17 protein-coding genes are annotated in these 16,220 nt (G+C 38.2%); 6 read left to right on the top strand and 11 right to left on the bottom strand.

Going from position 1 to position 16,220, the window contains the following annotated elements; all coding sequences use genetic code 11:
- Positions 1-8: 8 nt before the first annotated feature.
- A complete protein-coding gene (locus tag ZA05_RS02580; protein ID WP_053990201.1) occupies positions 9-791 on the top strand; it encodes a DUF3050 domain-containing protein in 783 nt (260 codons plus the stop codon).
- Between the two features lie 7 nt (positions 792-798).
- Positions 799-1,563 carry a class I SAM-dependent methyltransferase gene (locus tag ZA05_RS02575; protein WP_053990256.1) on the top strand — a complete coding sequence of 255 codons (765 nt, stop codon included), beginning with the start codon at positions 799-801 and terminating at the stop codon, positions 1,561-1,563.
- 12 nt (positions 1,564-1,575) lie between these two features.
- Here the strand turns inward: ZA05_RS02575 and ZA05_RS02570 are convergent, their stop codons facing one another.
- The 3 genes from ZA05_RS02570 to ZA05_RS02560 all read right to left on the bottom strand — a co-directional run bounded on the left by ZA05_RS02570 (position 1,576) and on the right by ZA05_RS02560 (position 4,140).
- Positions 1,576-2,556: an FAD:protein FMN transferase gene (locus ZA05_RS02570; RefSeq protein ID WP_053990202.1), complete on the bottom strand. Its 981-nt coding sequence runs from the start codon at positions 2,554-2,556 to the stop codon at positions 1,576-1,578.
- 43 nt (positions 2,557-2,599) lie between these two features.
- Positions 2,600-2,977: a hypothetical protein gene (locus tag ZA05_RS02565; RefSeq protein ID WP_053990203.1), complete on the bottom strand. Its 378-nt coding sequence runs from the start codon at positions 2,975-2,977 to the stop codon at positions 2,600-2,602.
- Between the two features lie 62 nt (positions 2,978-3,039).
- On the bottom strand, positions 3,040-4,140 hold the full coding sequence (locus ZA05_RS02560; protein ID WP_053990204.1) for a transporter substrate-binding domain-containing protein: 1,101 nt from the start codon (positions 4,138-4,140) through the stop codon (positions 3,040-3,042).
- Positions 4,141-4,293: 153 nt separating this feature from the next.
- On the opposite strand from ZA05_RS02560, the gene ZA05_RS02555 reads away from it, so the two are divergent.
- Positions 4,294-4,740, top strand: a complete 447-nt coding sequence (locus tag ZA05_RS02555; RefSeq protein WP_053990205.1) for a hypothetical protein — start codon at positions 4,294-4,296, stop codon at positions 4,738-4,740.
- Between the two features lie 62 nt (positions 4,741-4,802).
- On the opposite strand, the gene ZA05_RS02550 is transcribed toward ZA05_RS02555, so the two are convergent.
- The 7 genes from ZA05_RS02550 to ZA05_RS02520 form a co-directional block, all read right to left on the bottom strand.
- A complete protein-coding gene (locus ZA05_RS02550; protein ID WP_157514491.1) occupies positions 4,803-5,603 on the bottom strand; it encodes a hypothetical protein in 801 nt (266 codons plus the stop codon).
- Between the two features lie 115 nt (positions 5,604-5,718).
- Complete coding sequence (nqrF, locus tag ZA05_RS02545) at positions 5,719-7,029, bottom strand: NADH:ubiquinone reductase (Na(+)-transporting) subunit F (protein ID WP_053976022.1); 1,311 nt, start codon at positions 7,027-7,029, stop codon at positions 5,719-5,721.
- Between the two features lies 1 nt (position 7,030).
- On the bottom strand, positions 7,031-7,750 hold the full coding sequence (gene nqrE / locus ZA05_RS02540; RefSeq protein WP_082333647.1) for an NADH:ubiquinone reductase (Na(+)-transporting) subunit E: 720 nt from the start codon (positions 7,748-7,750) through the stop codon (positions 7,031-7,033).
- A 29-nt stretch (positions 7,751-7,779) separates the two neighbouring features.
- Positions 7,780-8,424 (bottom strand): NADH:ubiquinone reductase (Na(+)-transporting) subunit D, encoded by a 645-nt coding sequence (locus tag ZA05_RS02535; protein ID WP_053990208.1) that lies wholly within the window; start codon positions 8,422-8,424, stop codon positions 7,780-7,782.
- A gap of 3 nt (positions 8,425-8,427) precedes the next feature.
- The gene (locus ZA05_RS02530; protein WP_053990209.1) at positions 8,428-9,183 is read right to left on the bottom strand and encodes a Na(+)-translocating NADH-quinone reductase subunit C; all 756 of its coding nucleotides are present in this window, start codon (positions 9,181-9,183) and stop codon (positions 8,428-8,430) included.
- Between the two features lies 1 nt (position 9,184).
- Positions 9,185-10,384: an NADH:ubiquinone reductase (Na(+)-transporting) subunit B gene (locus tag ZA05_RS02525; protein WP_053990210.1), complete on the bottom strand. Its 1,200-nt coding sequence runs from the start codon at positions 10,382-10,384 to the stop codon at positions 9,185-9,187.
- A 2-nt stretch (positions 10,385-10,386) separates the two neighbouring features.
- The gene (locus ZA05_RS02520; RefSeq protein ID WP_053990211.1) at positions 10,387-11,742 is read right to left on the bottom strand and encodes a Na(+)-translocating NADH-quinone reductase subunit A; all 1,356 of its coding nucleotides are present in this window, start codon (positions 11,740-11,742) and stop codon (positions 10,387-10,389) included.
- Between the two features lie 163 nt (positions 11,743-11,905).
- On the opposite strand from ZA05_RS02520, the gene ZA05_RS02515 reads away from it, so the two are divergent.
- The 3 genes from ZA05_RS02515 to apaG all read left to right on the top strand — a co-directional run bounded on the left by ZA05_RS02515 (position 11,906) and on the right by apaG (position 15,185).
- Positions 11,906-13,156, top strand: a complete 1,251-nt coding sequence (locus ZA05_RS02515) for a DUF5103 domain-containing protein (RefSeq protein ID WP_053990212.1) — start codon at positions 11,906-11,908, stop codon at positions 13,154-13,156.
- Between the two features lie 171 nt (positions 13,157-13,327).
- On the top strand, positions 13,328-14,698 hold the full coding sequence (locus ZA05_RS02510) for a pyridoxal-dependent decarboxylase (protein WP_053990213.1): 1,371 nt from the start codon (positions 13,328-13,330) through the stop codon (positions 14,696-14,698).
- A 100-nt stretch (positions 14,699-14,798) separates the two neighbouring features.
- Positions 14,799-15,185 carry a Co2+/Mg2+ efflux protein ApaG gene (apaG, locus tag ZA05_RS02505; RefSeq protein ID WP_053990214.1) on the top strand — a complete coding sequence of 129 codons (387 nt, stop codon included), beginning with the start codon at positions 14,799-14,801 and terminating at the stop codon, positions 15,183-15,185.
- Here apaG and ZA05_RS02500 read toward each other — a convergent pair.
- Positions 15,178-16,179 carry a DUF6695 family protein gene (locus ZA05_RS02500; protein ID WP_053990215.1) on the bottom strand — a complete coding sequence of 334 codons (1,002 nt, stop codon included), beginning with the start codon at positions 16,177-16,179 and terminating at the stop codon, positions 15,178-15,180. The genes apaG and ZA05_RS02500 overlap by 8 nt on opposite strands.
- Positions 16,180-16,220: the final 41 nt, after the last annotated feature.

Genomic DNA, 16,220 nt, shown 5'->3' with positions numbered 1-16,220 from the left:
TCAGATTTATGAATAGAATTGATTTAATCGAACAGGAACTCACGCCTCTTCGAGACACCCTCAATAACCACCATTTATATCGCAACCTTTCCTCTATTGAAGACATAAAAATCTTTATGGAGCAGCATGTTTTTGCTGTCTGGGACTTTATGTCGCTATTAAAGGCATTGCAAAACCTGTTAACCACGGTAACATTACCTTGGGTACCTGCCAAAAATCCAGCTACTGCACGATTCATTAATGAAATTGTATTGGGAGAGGAAAGCGATGTCAATGAACTTGGAGAACCTAAAAGCCATTACGAAATGTACTTGGATGCCATGTCTCAAATTGGCGCCAATACATCACCAATAGAAGCTTTTGTTAACGATATATGTGAAGGAGCTACTATTCAAGATGCTGCAACAAAAATGTCTCTACAAGAAGCAACCTTAAAGTTTATCAATTTCACCTTTGAGGTGATTGCCAGTAATGAAGCTCACAAAATTGCATCGGCTTTTACTTTTGGTCGTGAAGATGTGATTCCTGATATGTTCTTCCAAATCATCAATCAATCGGAGACAGAAAAAACCGATTGTAGTAAATTGACTTACTATTTGAACCGTCATATTGAATTGGATGGTGACGAGCATGGACCTTTATCCTTAAAGATGATTGCCGAACTTTGTGGTGACGATTCGCAAAAATGGGAAGAGACTTTGGAAGTGGCCAAATTGGCCCTCCAACACCGCATACAACTTTGGGACAGCATTTCGGAATTGATTACATTGTCCCAACCAATTGAAATGTAATTTGCCCTTGAAGAAGCTTTTCAAAATAGTTTTAAATACCGTTCCTAGACCAGTACTTATTCGTTTAAGTTATGCGGTTAGACCAATTTTGGCCGCTTACCTTAAAGGCAATCAATTTACAGACCCTATTGACGGGAAAAGTTTTAAAACATTTCTACCCTACGGTTATGGCAATCAAAGAAGCAATGTATTATCACCTTCCACTTTGTCCCTAGAACGTCATAGACTGTTATGGCTGTATTTAAAAAATGAAACCGACTTTTTCACAGGACAACATAAAGTACTTCATTTTGCACCAGAGCAGGCCTTTTACAAACGTTTTAGAGCCATGGACAACTTGGACTATACTACCACAGACCTCAATTCGCCTTTGGCCGATGTAAAAGCAGACATCTGCAACTTGCCTTTTGAAGATAATTCTTTTGATATCATTCTATGCAACCATGTTTTGGAACACATTCCGGACGATACCAAAGCCATGCAAGAACTATATCGCATTTTAAAACCAGGCGGTTTTGGAGTGTTTCAAATCCCGCAAGACCTTAATCGAGAAGTTACGTTTGAAGACGACTCCATTACGGACAAGAAGGAACGTGCCAAAATCTTTGGGCAGTATGACCATGTAAGGGTATACGGCAGGGATTATTTTGATAAACTCCGAAGTATTGGATTTACCGTAGAAGAAGTTGACTATACAGCAAGACTTTCAGAAAATGACATTGAGACCTATTGCCTTGCCAAGGGAGAAATTATTCCCGTGGTAAAAAAATAGATGCACTCAAATTTATTCTGCCGGGAAACCGTTTATAGCCATGGTTTCAAAGTCGCCTTTGTCGTTTTCAAAAATCAAGAACACTTTTAATTCTGGGTGTTTTCCCAAAAACGCTTCCACTTTTTCAATCCCCATCGCTTTGAAGGCTGTAGCGTAGGCATCTGCCGTCATACAATCCTCCGCAATTACAGAAATACTTAACAAGTTCGTTTTACTTGGGTAGCCCGTTTTGGTATCAATGATATGTGAGTAGCGATTGCCGTTGTCATCAATTTTGAACTTTCTATATGTTCCCGAAGTCGCCATGGCTTCATCAACCAAATCTATGGCCTGTAAAATGGATTGGGTGCCATCAAAATGTGGCATCTCTACCCCCACTTTCCAAGGTTGCTCCTTTTCAATATTCATTCCTCGTCCTCTTACTTCTCCTCCAATTTCAACCAAATAATTGGCTACGTGTTGACTTTCCAAATATTCACCAATAACATCTACCCCGTAACCTTTGGCAATGGCATTAAAGTCTAAAAAGGCATTAGGTCGCTTTTGGATTTTCCCGTCCCTAAGTCCCAATTTATTGAAACCAACATCACGCATCAAGCTGTCAATTTGCAGACTGTCTATATGGTTTATTTTTCCTTGCGGCCCAAAATCCCAAGCGTTAACCATTGCTCCAATAGTAGGATCGAAAGCTCCTTCGGTATATCTATAAATGGCTTTCGCCGTATTGAACACTTTTATAAAATGCTCATCCATCTGCACATCTTCATTTCTGTTGATTTTAGAAATATCTGAATCCGATATATAGGTAGACATCGATTTGTTAATCACGGTAAACAGACTATCAAACTGAGGTTGGTAATTCTCATCGGAATCATAAATCACCGAATAGGTTGTTCCGAAAACGGATCCTGTTAGTTTTGTATTCTTTATCTGTTTACTGCAGGAAAAACAAAGGGCGATCAATAAAGTGAATACCAAAGCTTTTTTAATCATAATAGGGCGAAATAAATAAGGTTGCTATTTAGGGTTAGGGTGTTTAGTTTAAATGGGTATCGATTACTTGAATACCGTTGTACTCAATTAAATATTCTTCATTCAAATATAAGGGAAGATCTTCACCATTGGGATTTCCTAAGCCTACGCCAGCATATAACACCTTGGCATCTTTTTCGCGCGCGTGCTTTTTGAAGGTCTCCATCCAAACCACATCATAATTATTAGGGTTATCTGGCAACAAAACGGCCCTTACAATTACAAAATAATATTGGCTGTTTTTATCGATACACACAAATTGCGGATGGCGTTTGAGTTGACTATTAACGGCAACAAATTCAAATCCTCGTTGTTCCAAATCCCTTCCTACATGGTTCATGGCAAGGTTGTGAAGTTCTTGTGTGGACAATGGTTTATTCATGCTGCAAAGGTATCACAAAATAGGAATTTATATAAATGAGCAACTATCTATTTTAAACCAAACTAATATTCCTTGAGCTGGTATTCATCCAAAAGTAATTCCCAATCATGACTTTCGGTTAACTGCAATAAGGCTGCGGAAATTTGATCGTGTAAATCCTCGGAAAGTGTTTTTGCCATTGGCATGGCGTACAATTGCACATTAAATCGCATGGGAAGCAATCGCAGTGAGTTGAATTCCGGATTGTTATTTAACTGATAGTCCAGCCAAGGTTCGTCATAGATAAAATACTCTAAATTATTGTTTTCAAGTTCCTTTAGACCAGAAATGAATTCAGGGTATGTATGGACATCACGAAAAAAATTCCTCTGAAGAAAACCATCGGTTGCTGATGATTCTACGGTACCTACCTTGGCTCTTCTGTAATTCTCCAAACTATCTGTTACTTGTGTAAGCTTATGAACCGTAAGACTAGAAGTGATACTGGCAGTAAATATAGAAATGATAATGAGGGAGCAAAGCATCCAAATTAAAGCGATGAATCGCCCCAGATTGGAAACAGGCACTTTATCACCATAGCCTACGGTTGTCATAGTTACGGCAGACCACCAAAAACTACTTACCAAACCCTTTTTCCCTCTTTCAAAATGGTTGTTTTGCTTTTCCACCAACCAAATCAAAAACCCAAACATAATTACCAAGCCAAACAAAATTAATACCAAGTACAATAAGCGAATACTGAAAATAGCTTTAAGCACTGAAAATATGGAATCCATTCTCGAGCCCTTTCTTTCTGCAATGGTAAGATTCCCCACGTAGAAAGGATAGGTGAAATTAATTTGACGGTTCCTATCACTCGTAATCGTGATAGGGTTGATGGCTAAATCAATTTTGCTTGTTTCCAAATCATATAAAAGCGTTTTTAAGGGCTGTCCTGACGAATAAGGCACCAACTTAAAAGGACGATTGAGATCTTGCCTTATTTGCTCCCATAACCACGCACTTACCCCATGCATACTTCCATCCTCTTTAAACATAACAAAGGGAGGGGATTCATAAAGTCCAACACGCAAAGTGTCTAGTGATACTTGGGCAAAAGCGTCCCCTCCAAAAATTAGAGTAAGAACAAAAACCAACATCCAATGCCAATAGAAATGCTTCATGAAACAGAATAGGATATTCTAATTTAAGAAATAAAACTTTACAGAATTCCTTTGCCTTCTAAAATGAGAACAAATACTTAATAGAAAGCCAATTAACATCTAAAAGACATTAATTGACCTAATTTTTAGTAACTTAAGAGAAATATCAATATCATGGCAAACACTTATAGATTTGAGCAGGCTATTAAAAAGCTATATAAGGCCTTTCATAACGACCGTCTACATCCTGAATGTTGTAAGCAATGTGCCGTAGGAAACATTTTGGACAATAAGGATGCTTGGAAGCATTTGTCAAACGACCACGGTTCATTACAATTGAATTATCTTGGAATTGTACATCAAAACCTAGGACGGAAATTTAATGGATACACACCATTAGAATTATTACAAATTGAGGCCACCTTTTTAAAGGCCTGTGGTTTTAAATTACCCTTACATCATAAACATAAAAAGCCAAAATACCCCACTGATAAGAGTGTTTTATTTACTGGTTTAAGTGTCGTAGTGGAATTATTGTGTGAATTGGATGGAATTGACAATGTGATGAACTGTTCTGCTTTGTTTGACTTTGAAAAGTCACAACAAGAAATCCTTACATAATTTTAGGAATCATCAAAAAAAAAAGCCGATTCAATTGAATCGGCTTTTTTCTTTCATAATCTTTAATAATATTCAAACCTAATAACAGTTTCTTGAGATAAACTACCATTAGTATATGTTTTGGTACATTTAGTAGGAAAATCATTCTCATTATATTCATACTCATAAGAAGTCGATCCCTCTTGTTCATCTGTGTTTAAGTCGAACTCCACATTTTGAACAATATTATTATTAGTAGAATACCCCAAAATTTTTCTGTACGCTTCAGGCTCAACATTTTTATAAGGATGATTCTTATCATCATAAGTGTATGTATAATACAATTCACCAAAAAAAGTAAAACTATCATTTTGATATTGTGTCATATTACCATCCAGATTATAATCAATCAATTCTGTAGTATCCACATACTCTAATGTAGAGCAATCACTGTCTTCAGCAAGATCTCTACTATAATGTTCAATCATGGTAGCAAAGCCATTTCCGTTATAAGTAAAAACAATCTTATCGTTATACACATCACCATCCTCTTCAGTTTCCTCAATACAAATTTGAGTGATCAATTCCCCCTCAAAGGTGAATTCATTAATTTCATTCGTGACATCTCCCCAAGCATCCGTATATACTTCGGTAAAATGTGTTAATTTATTATTCTCATCATAAAAAAATTCTGCTTCCACCGTTTCCCCATAACCATCAGTATAGTTTTGTTGAACAATGTCGCCATAAGAATTATACTCAAATTCCATGATAGACTGTAAAATTCCGGAAGAATAAGTTTTAACGGATTTGAGCACATCTCCTCCATTTCCATTGTTAGGATCATTATCATTTGACGAATCCTCAGAGGAACAATTAAACATGGCTAATGCAGCTGCAAATAATAAAGCTTTTTTCATAAAAATAATTTAAGTTGGTTAAAAAAATAAATCCGACCCCTATAAGGGTCGGATTGTTAAAAATATGATTATTAAGTATTTATCCACCAAAGTCATCAAAACGGATGTTTTCATCTGGAAGACCGAAATCTTGTCCCATTTTTTCTACGGCCTTGTTCATTAACGGAGGTCCACAGAAATATAATTCGATATCTTCAGGAGCATCATGATGATCCAAGTAGTTTTCGATTACACAGTTGTGAATAAATCCTACGAATCCATCTCCAGCCTCATCATGGATATCTTTCTTCACTTTCCAATTATCCTCTGGAAGTGGCTCAGATAACGCCAAGAAGAACTTAAAGTTAGGGAAATCTCTTTCTAAAGCTCTAAAGTGCTCAATGTAGAATAACTCACGCTTAGAACGTCCTCCGTACCAATACGTCACTTTTCTACCCGTTTTAAGAGTTTTGAATAAGTGATACAAGTGCGAACGCATTGGCGCCATACCAGCTCCACCACCTACATATAACATTTCAGCGTCTGACTCGTTGATGAAGAATTCACCATAAGGTCCCGAAATGATTACTTTGTCTCCCGGTTTTCTGGAGAAAATATAAGATGATGCTACCCCTGGGTTTACATCCATCCAACCATTTTTAGCTCTATCCCATGGTGGAGTGGCAATACGCACGTTAAGCATAATGTCACGCCCTTCTGCCGGGTAAGAAGCCATAGAGTAAGCTCTCTCAACAGTTTCATCATTCTTCATTACCAATGGCCAAAGACCAAATTTATCCCATTCAGCTTGAAACTTATCTGGAGTTTCGTGCTCTTCTGGGTGGGCAGTAATGTCGATATCAGAATATTTAATTTCACACTGAGGGATTTCAATTTGAATATATCCACCAGCTTTATAGTTCATATCTTCTGGGATACGTACTACGAATTCCTTAATGAAAGAGGCTACGTTGTAGTTACGTACAACCTCAGCTTCCCATTTCTTAATACCAAAAACTTCTTCTGGAATGGTGATTTCCATGTCTTGTTTTACCTTCACCTGGCACGCCAAACGTGCACCATGTTGTAACTCTTTACGAGTAAAGTGAGGTGTCTCGGTTGGCAGTGCTTCACCTCCACCGGCCAAAACATGACACTCACATTGGATACAAGTTCCACCTCCACCACAAGCGGAAGGCAAGAAGATTTTTGAATTTCCTAAAGTAGACAATAAACTTCCGCCAGAGGCTACTTCAATTTCCTTTTCCCCGTTAATTTTAATCTTAACCGGTCCTGAAGGAGATAATTTTTGTTTTACGAACAATAACAAGGCCACCAATAAAAGTGTTACTACCAAAAAGGCAGCTACCGTTGCTACTATGGTTCCTACTGTACCTGCTGCTAATATCATGTTACTCGTTTACTTTTGTATTGTTAGCTAACTTATTCTCTGTGTCTTCCTTGACAGTTTCTACCTTGGCAGTTTTAGCCTCTACTTTAGCTCCTTCATCACCTCCAGTCAACATACCACCAAAACTCATGAAACCAATAGCCATAAGACCTGTAATAATAAACGTGATTCCCAATCCTCTTAAAGGTGCAGGAACGTTGGAATATCTAATTTTCTCACGGATAGCTGCAATGGCCAAAATAGCCAAGAACCAACCAATACCGGACGACAATCCATAATTAAGTGCCAAACCTATAGTAGGAATCTCACGTGATTGCATAAATAATGATCCTCCCAAAATTGCACAGTTTACAGCAATAAGCGGTAAGAAAATACCAAGGGAGTTATACAATGCAGGAGAGAACTTTTCTACTACAATTTCTACCAATTGTACCATGGTAGCAATAGTGGCAATAAACATAATAAACGACAGGAAGCTTAAGTCGTAATCTGCATACTCTGATCCTAACCACTTTAAAGCTCCAGGTTGCAAAATGTATTGGTCCAACAACCAGTTTACTGGTACAGTCACCGCCAATACAAATATTACGGCAGCTCCCAGACCTACAGCTGTAGACACTTTTTTAGACACTGCCAGGTACGAACACATTCCTAAGAACGTGGCAAATACCATGTTGTCTATAAATATCGATTTGAAAAATAATTCTATGTGCTCTAACATAATCTATCTTTTTAAGTAACCCTTAAGGATTAATCTTCAATTAAATCTTTGTTTCTGCTACGTTGTACCCAAATAATGATACCTACCACGATCAATGCCATTGGAGATAACAACATAAATCCGTTGTTTTCATACCCTAAAGCATATAATCCTGTTTTCTCGATTGGGTCTCCCAACACTTTAAATCCTAATAAGGTTCCAGAACCTAAAAGTTCTCTAAAGAATCCTACGATAATAAGGATGACTCCGTATCCTAAGGAATTACCTATACCATCCAGAAAGGATTTCCAAGGGCCATTACCAAGGGCAAAGGCCTCAAAACGTCCCATGATGATACAGTTGGTAATAATTAAACCAACGAATACCGATAGGGTTTTACTTAGTTCGTATGCAAAAGCTTTCAGTACTTGGTCTACGATAATTACCAACGCAGCAACCACGGTTAACTGAACAATAATTCTAATTTTAGAAGGGATGATGTTTCTGATCAATGAAATAACGACGTTCCCAATTCCCAATACAAACATTACCGAAACAGCCATTACGATAGACGCTTTTAATTGAGCTGTAATCGCCAAGGCAGAACATATACCCAATACCTGAATGGTAATAGGGTTGTTATCCGCTAATGGGTCTGTAATTAACTTGGCGTCTTTTTTAGATAAAAGTCCCATATCTTATTTGTTGTTTTTTAAGTTATCGAAAAAAGGCTTATACAACTGTAAGTCGCTTTTCAACATTGCAGCTACACCATTACCAGTAATAGTGGCCCCCGCAATGGCGTCTACCTCGTTATCAGTTTTGTTTTCGTTCTTTGGATCGGCATTTCCTTTGGCAACATCCACTCCTTTGAAATTTCCGTTGCTGTCCAATAAATGCTCCCCAATAAAGTCGTCCATAAAGAAACGCTCCTTAATGTTGGCTCCAAGACCAGGAGTTTCTCCTTTGTGGTCAAAATAAGCCCCTTGAACTACCATGTTTTCGTCCATAGAAACATAGCCCCAAATGGCATCCCAAAGTCCTTTACCATATATAGGAGCGATATAGAAAGTTTTTCCATCTTTCTCCCCTACAAAAATTGGCAACTGTCTTTTGGAAGCGTCTCCTTCAGCAGCTTCTTTAGCCTTTTTGATATCAATTAAATAAGCGTTTTCATCTTCTGAAACCTCACCACCTTGCATTACCAATTGCTTGGTGATATATTTAGAAAACAATTCTGGAGCTTCAGATTTATCAACAAAAACAGCACTACTTTCATCATTTTCATTCACACCCATAGCGTACAAAATGTTTTGTTTCTTTTCCAACTCCACATTTTTTCCAATTGTACCCTTAAGTGACGCCGCAGTAAAGGCCAACAAGGCTCCTACTACCACTACCATACCAATGGCAAACAATACGGTATATACGTTACTATCTGTTTTATTACTCATCTTAAGCTGTTTTTGCTTTTAAACGTTTCATTCTTTTCTTAACATTTCCCTGTACCACATAGTGGTCAATGGTCGGTGCAAATACGTTCATCAATAAAATGGCCAACATTACACCTTCTGGGTAAGCCGGGTTGAACACACGGATTAGGATAGAAATGAATCCTACCAAGAATCCATAGATCCATTTTCCTTTGTTGGTTTGAGATGCCGTTACAGGATCTGTAGCCATAAACACAGTACCAAAGGCAAAACCACCAATCAATAAATGATGCCAGAATTCAGTGCTCATTAATCCGTAGAATTTGCTGCTCTCAGCTATCCAACCAGCATCTACAACACTGTTAAAGATTAATCCCATAACCAATGCTCCAATTACAGAAGACAACATGATTCTCCAGCTTCCAATTTTAGTGAAGATCAAGAACAATCCCCCTAACAGAATCAAGAAGGTAGAGGTCTCCCCAACAGAACCGGGGATAAATCCGTAGAACATATCGGCAACAGAATAGCCTGCCTCATTTCCTTGCGCTAAACTTCCTAAAATGGTTTCTCCGGAAATCACATCAACATTAGCTCCTCCAGCAATTTCATTGGCGCGCTCTACAGCACCGTGTACCCATACTTTATCTCCAGACATCCAAGTTGGATATGCGAAGAACAAAAATGCACGGATTGTCAATGCTGGATTCAGGATGTTCATCCCTGTACCACCAAATACCTCTTTACCGATTACCACACCAAATGCTACGGCCACGGCCAACATCCATAATGGCAAATCAATTGGTACAATAAGTGGCACCAACATTCCAGTTACCAAGTAACCTTCCTCTACTTCATGTCCTTTAATGATGGCGAACAAGAACTCGATTCCAAGTCCTACGCCATAAGACACAATAAGTAGTGGTAATATTTTAATCAATCCAATAGAAAAGGCATCCCAGGACAAGAATGCTACAGGCTCTCCAACGGCAACAAAATGCTGGTAACCTGCGTTGAACATACCAAAAATCAAACACGGCACCAATGCCATGATCACTGTATTCATGGTACGCTTCAAGTCGTCGGCAGCCTTAATATGGGTTCCACCATGAGTGGTATCGTTAGGCAAGTATAAAAAGGTATGCAATGCGTTAAACGCAGGCGCCATTTTGGTGCCTTTATACTTTTCTTTTAAGTTATGTAATGTACTTTTCAAACTCATGGCTATCCTATTTCTTTAATCATTAAGTCCAAACCTTCTCTAATAATCTTTTGGTGAGGCTGTTTAGACACACAAACAAATTCGGTCAAAGCAAAATCTTCCGGAGCAACTTCATACATACCCAAGGCTTCCATTTCGTCAAGGTCCTTATACATACAAGCCTTAAGAATTTGCATTGGGTAGATGTCTAAAGGAAATACTTCCTCATAATTTCCAGTTACCACAAATGCTCTATGCTCTCCATTAGTATTAGTATCTAAATCAAACTTCTTCTTAGGGTTCAACCATGAAAAAGTCATTGCTCTAGACGTTGATATTTTGTTAAAAACAGGTTTATTCCATCCAAAAAGCTCATAGTCATCTCCTTCAGGAATTACAGTAACTGTATTACTGTAGTAATCCAAACATCCGTCTGGCTTTACGTGGTTTCCTGTAAGTACATTTCCTGAGATGATTCTACAATTGCTATTCTTATCAATTCCATTATCATAAACCATAGTGGCTACTTCACTACCAATTTTGGTTCTGAAGTATCTAGGTTTTTTAACCGAAGACCCTACCAAAGCAACAATACGCTCCGCATTGAACTTCCCGGTAAGCAACATTTCTCCAATAATAACAAGATCTTGAGGAGATACGGTCCAAACCACCTCTCCTTTATTGATAGGATCAATTTTATTGATTTGTGTTCCTACGTTCCCCACAGGGTGTGGACCGGACACTTTATGTAATGTTACACCTGAAAGACCTGCTAAAGGCGAATTAGAACCAGCTCCTACAGAGACATGCACCGTACTTTCTGTAAGTTTCCCAAGAGCGGTAATCGCAGTCTGAAGCTCAGTTTCCTTACCTTGTAGCACATAATCATAATCTGCTGCCAATGGCGCCGACGCATATCCCGATACAAAAATAGCCTTTGGGCTTTTGTCTGGATTGGCGATCACATCGTAAGGACGCTGCTTAATAAATGGCCAACAACCTGATGCCATCAAATGAGATTTGATTGCCTCCGCACTCGCAGAAGCCACATCCAATTTGCCGCTATCTAGGTAAGATTGCTCTTTATCCGCTTGGATCTTAATTGCTAAAATTCTTCGTTTTGCACCGCGTTGTACCTCAACAATCTCTCCAGAAACTGGAGACACAAATTTCACAAGTTCATTCGCTTTATCATAAAAAACAGTTTCACCTGCCTTTACTTTTGCGCCTTCTTTTGCTACTAATTTTGGGGTAACGCCGTGAAAGTCTTCTGGCCTGATGGTGCAGAAATTACTGATGATCGCATTCTCTGTGGACCTATCAGCTTCACCTTTTAGGTTTATATTCAGACCTTTTTTAATCTTAATGTCGTTGGACATATGTTTGATATTGAAATTAATTGTCTAAAAATCGACGCAAATTTACGAATTAATACCTAAATTATATTTGAAATAATAGCTACTTATTTATTTATAACAATTCTAAATAGCTGAATTTTGCGTCCTATAAATTTAACTATATTTACATCAAAATAAGACTTTAATGACATCAAAACTCAACCTCTTCGCATACATTTTTCTATTTCCCTACATTATTTTCTCACAAGTTAGCGAAGTTGCCCCACCAGATTTCATCAAAACCATCACCTTTAAAGGCGACACCCAAGAAAGTCAACTTCCTATTTTACCCTTGGGGCAACCCTTGGTTTTGGAATTTGATGCCCTAACGGGAGATGAGGAGGATTTCTACTATGTTATCGAACATTTTAATTTTGATTGGACGCCTTCGCAGCTTGTTAAATCTGAATATTTGAAAGGTTTTGACAACCAGCGCATACGCGATTACGAAAATTCATTTAACACCTATCAAATCTATTCACATTACACCCTTGAAATCCCAAATAATCAAACCGGGGATATTTTAAAGAGTGGCAATTACCTTATTTCTATTTATGACCAATACGAAGAACTGATGTTTTCCAGAAAATTTATGGTTTATGAAGATTTAGTAAGTGTTGGCATTACCCTAAAGCGCTCCAGAGATGTAAGCGTTATTAACGAAAAGCAGTCGGTTGATTTTATTATCAATTCCAGAGGATTGAACCTGAACAACCCCAACGAAACCATTAAAACTTTAGTTATTCAAAACAACAACCTTAACACCGCCATACCCAATCTTAAGCCCCAATACACCATGGGAAAAGAACTTATCTACAAATACACCACAGAATCCAGCTTTTGGGGCGGCAATGAATATTTGTTTTTTGAGAACAAAGACGTGCGAGCTGCCAATGTAGGTGTCCAGTTTATTGACCTACGGGATATTTATCATGGATTCCTCTTCACCAATACAGCTAGAGCTGGACAACCATATACTTACAACCCTGATATCAACGGAAATTTTGTAATCACAGCTCTGGATACCGATAATGTATCTATTGAGGCAGACTACACCAATATCCACTTTTCACTTTTACATACAGAACTTCCACCAGGCCAATCCATTTATGTCTACGGAAATTACAACAACTACATTACAGACGAAAGCAACCAAATGGCTTATAACCCAACAAAAGGTATTTATGAAAGTGTAATAAAAATGAAACAAGGTTTCTATAATTACAAATATGTAATTCGTGATGAAAACGGACAACTGGACGAAGGTGCCATTTGCGGTAATTATTACCAAACCGAAAACAACTATAAAGTGTTGGTCTATTATCGTGATTTGGGAGCGCGTTACGATAAACTTATCGGATTTGGGGAAGGATCTTCTGTGAATATCACCAATTAAACCCCTCAATAAACGTTCGGTGCACTATAATACCACTGAGGTATTTTAACACATCAACTAGCCAAGCTCAAATTCCCACCAAAAAACTCTCTCTGTATTTCAATGGTTTATGACCTAATTTTTTAATAATTTTAAGCTTGCTTGTATTTTCAGGCTTTCAAAACGCAATTCATGGAGAAAGATTTAAAGCTATTTAACGAGTTGGTCGAAATCCTTTTGGAAGAAGAACAACGTCAACCTGTGGCAAAACCTATTGACACAGACCAATTATTTGACAGCTTAGATCTTGAACTTCCTGATACACCAACACTAAGCAAAGACTTTAAGGCTTCACTTCTAGAAATCATCAAATACACGCCAAAAACGGCTTCGGTCGCCTTTTTCAATCAATTATATGGTGGCCGTATAAGTAAAGCAACCCTAGGAGACCTTTTAGCCGTTATGCTTAACAATAGCATGTACACCTATAAGGTAGGAGGGCCTCAAATAGGAATAGAAAAAATCATCCTTAAGAAAATCTGTAGCATGATAGGCTACGGTCCGCAAAGTGATGGCACTTTTGCCCCCGGAGGATCCATGAGCAACTTTATGGCCATGGTAATGGCCCGTGACAAATACGATATAACATCACGCAATACAGGTATCAATTCCAAAATGATTGTTTACACCTCAGAAGTATCACACTATTCCATCAGCAAAAATGCCGCTTTAATGGGAATAGGACGAAATCAAGTACGAGAGGTGAAAACCAACAGCCATGGCGAAATGCTGGCAGATGACCTTGAAATGAAAATCAAAAAAGACCTTGCAGTAGGCAATCATCCGTTTTTTGTGAACTGCACCGCCGGCACTACTGTCATGGGAGCCTTCGATGATGTCCCCCTTATCCACAAAGTTAGTAGTAGATACAATCTATGGCTGCACTTGGATGGCGCCTATTGTGGCTCGGTAATTTTCAGTAAGAAATTCAAACATCTAGTAAATGGGGTTGAACTAACAAATTCCTTTAGTGTAAATGCCCACAAAATGTTAGGCACACCTTTGAGCTGTTCCATTATTGTTACACAAGACACAAAAGACCTGCACTTGTCCTTTTCAAATGATGCGGAGTATTTATACCAAACAGATGGGGACGAATTCAACCTTGGCAAAATCTCTTTGCAATGTGGCAGGCGTAACGATGCCTTAAAATTCTGGACACTTTGGAAAAGCATAGGCACTCAAGGCTTGGAGCGACTTGTTGACAAACAATTCCAGTTGGCCGATGTGGCAAGAAACTATATAAACATCCATCCCGACTACGAGCTGTACAGCTTTGAGGATTCCATTTCGGTTTGCTTCAACTATAAAGACATTCCTGCAAAAGGGCTTTGCACAGCCCTCTACCAAAATGCAACGCTAATGGTAAGCTTTGGCGTTTTTAAAAATCAGGAATTTGTAAGATTAGTAACCGTCAATTCAAGTTTAGAGGAAAAAGACATTATTAATTTCTTTAAAGAATTGGAAACCTTTGTCGAAAATCATAATTTCAATATAAAATAAGCCTCAAAATCATTATAGATGTTAAAAATAACGTCTAGAAAAGCCAAAATTCGCCAAGCAAAAGAAAAATACATTATTTTAGCTTTTTAAGTCATACTTTATGGTACAACAAGTTACAAGCGGTATAAAGATTTCCGTAGACACTACTTTTGAAGGGACATTTTATAAAAATTATAAAGTGCATTTTGCCTTTGGCTATAAAGTCACTATAGAAAACCAAGGCAAGGATGCCGTCCAATTAAATTCAAGGCATTGGAAAATCTATGACGCCCTTAACAATGTTGAAATTGTTGAAGGAGAAGGCGTCATTGGTAAGAAGCCTGTTCTACAACCCGGAGAATCCCACACCTATAATTCGGGGTGTCTTTTGACATCTCCCTTTGGCGCAATGAAGGGCTACTACAATATGGTAAACTTTACTTCCTCCAATAATTTTAAAGTCTATATTCCTGCCTTCAAACTTAGTGCACCGTTTGCACTTAACTAAAGTGCTTCACAAATTCAAAGCGAAAGATTTGCTCCTGTTGCTCGATATGAAAGAACCGGCAGTTTGAATATTGTACAAATTGGTACTTTTCGTTGATATCGAATCCTATTTGATCTATTTGATAAACTCCATCAACATCAATATTTCCATGTGGCGAAATCCTTCGAAACCTAAACACTTGGACGCTTTCCAATTCATGAATTTCAAACCATGCTCCGGCCGCAATTCCAGGTAACCATTGTGCATGACCACTTTTTTGATCATTGAATTTTGGCTTTAAAGTACCAATAAAGTTAGGCTGATGCCCATTCAATTTATCTAAGAACAACCGCCTATTCTCTCTCCTCACTGAAGAGGCAAACACAGACACCTCTCCTTGTACTGTTACCCTATAAACCTTAGCTCCCGTATTGGCAATTACAACATTACCAATGGTGCTAGGCGTAAACATTTTGGACTGTTCCAATTTTCTCTTTAAGGAAGCATCTACAACACTTTCAATAAGAGCATCTGCAACAAACCGGGCGCAATTGGTAGCGTTTTTTAAAAAAGCTGCATACCGCATAAAGTGCTTGTTCTGCATTTTTGTTATATGCTCCCTAGCCTTTTTATAATTTACCCTATTACAAATAGAGGCATACATTGTCCCTTCGCCATGTGTCAATTTGGGATGAGTGGCTAAAAATTCTAACAACTCTTGCAAATTTTCAACGCTACCATCTACAATCTTAGCTTTTAGAGGAAAATCCAATTCAAAATCTGTTTCCTTCCCCCTAACCCTACCGTGGGGCTCCGGAGTAATATAGCGACCAAAATCATGGTATTCCAAAATACCGGTTGACATTTCAATCAGGACCAAAGCAGCATGTCCAGCCCTAACATAATTTTTCTTCCCTACACCAACAAACCGAAGTAAAGGCGAGTACCATTCTTCAGCGACCATAACAATGGTCTCAGGGTAGGCTAAGGTTAAAATGATTCCAGTACTTTCCATTTAATTTTCAATTGACTCCATCAAATATACCAAGAATTCAA

The organism is Mangrovimonas sp. TPBH4, from assembly GCF_001280505.1.
GTDB lineage: Bacteria > Bacteroidota > Bacteroidia > Flavobacteriales > Flavobacteriaceae > Mangrovimonas_A.
This window is presented reverse-complemented; position numbering and strand designations above follow the sequence as displayed.

Excerpts from the sequence above, each read along its gene's own strand:
- ZA05_RS02580 (WP_053990201.1), top strand. The coding sequence starts at position 9 with ATGAATAGAATTGATTTAATCGAACAGGAACTCACGCCTCTTCGAGAC.
- ZA05_RS02570 (WP_053990202.1), bottom strand. The coding sequence starts at position 2,556 with ATGATTAAAAAAGCTTTGGTATTCACTTTATTGATCGCCCTTTGTTTT.
- ZA05_RS02565 (WP_053990203.1), bottom strand. The coding sequence starts at position 2,977 with ATGAATAAACCATTGTCCACACAAGAACTTCACAACCTTGCCATGAAC.
- ZA05_RS02560 (WP_053990204.1), bottom strand. The coding sequence starts at position 4,140 with ATGAAGCATTTCTATTGGCATTGGATGTTGGTTTTTGTTCTTACTCTA.
- ZA05_RS02555 (WP_053990205.1), top strand. The coding sequence starts at position 4,294 with ATGGCAAACACTTATAGATTTGAGCAGGCTATTAAAAAGCTATATAAG.
- ZA05_RS02550 (WP_157514491.1), bottom strand. The coding sequence starts at position 5,603 with ATGTTTAATTGTTCCTCTGAGGATTCGTCAAATGATAATGATCCTAAC.
- nqrF (WP_053976022.1), bottom strand. The coding sequence starts at position 7,029 with ATGATATTAGCAGCAGGTACAGTAGGAACCATAGTAGCAACGGTAGCT.
- nqrE (WP_082333647.1), bottom strand. The coding sequence starts at position 7,750 with ATGTTAGAGCACATAGAATTATTTTTCAAATCGATATTTATAGACAAC.
- ZA05_RS02535 (WP_053990208.1), bottom strand. The coding sequence starts at position 8,424 with ATGGGACTTTTATCTAAAAAAGACGCCAAGTTAATTACAGACCCATTA.
- ZA05_RS02530 (WP_053990209.1), bottom strand. The coding sequence starts at position 9,183 with ATGAGTAATAAAACAGATAGTAACGTATATACCGTATTGTTTGCCATT.
- ZA05_RS02525 (WP_053990210.1), bottom strand. The coding sequence starts at position 10,384 with ATGAGTTTGAAAAGTACATTACATAACTTAAAAGAAAAGTATAAAGGC.
- ZA05_RS02520 (WP_053990211.1), bottom strand. The coding sequence starts at position 11,742 with ATGTCCAACGACATTAAGATTAAAAAAGGTCTGAATATAAACCTAAAA.
- ZA05_RS02515 (WP_053990212.1), top strand. The coding sequence starts at position 11,906 with ATGACATCAAAACTCAACCTCTTCGCATACATTTTTCTATTTCCCTAC.
- ZA05_RS02510 (WP_053990213.1), top strand. The coding sequence starts at position 13,328 with ATGGAGAAAGATTTAAAGCTATTTAACGAGTTGGTCGAAATCCTTTTG.
- apaG (WP_053990214.1), top strand. The coding sequence starts at position 14,799 with ATGGTACAACAAGTTACAAGCGGTATAAAGATTTCCGTAGACACTACT.
- ZA05_RS02500 (WP_053990215.1), bottom strand. The coding sequence starts at position 16,179 with ATGGAAAGTACTGGAATCATTTTAACCTTAGCCTACCCTGAGACCATT.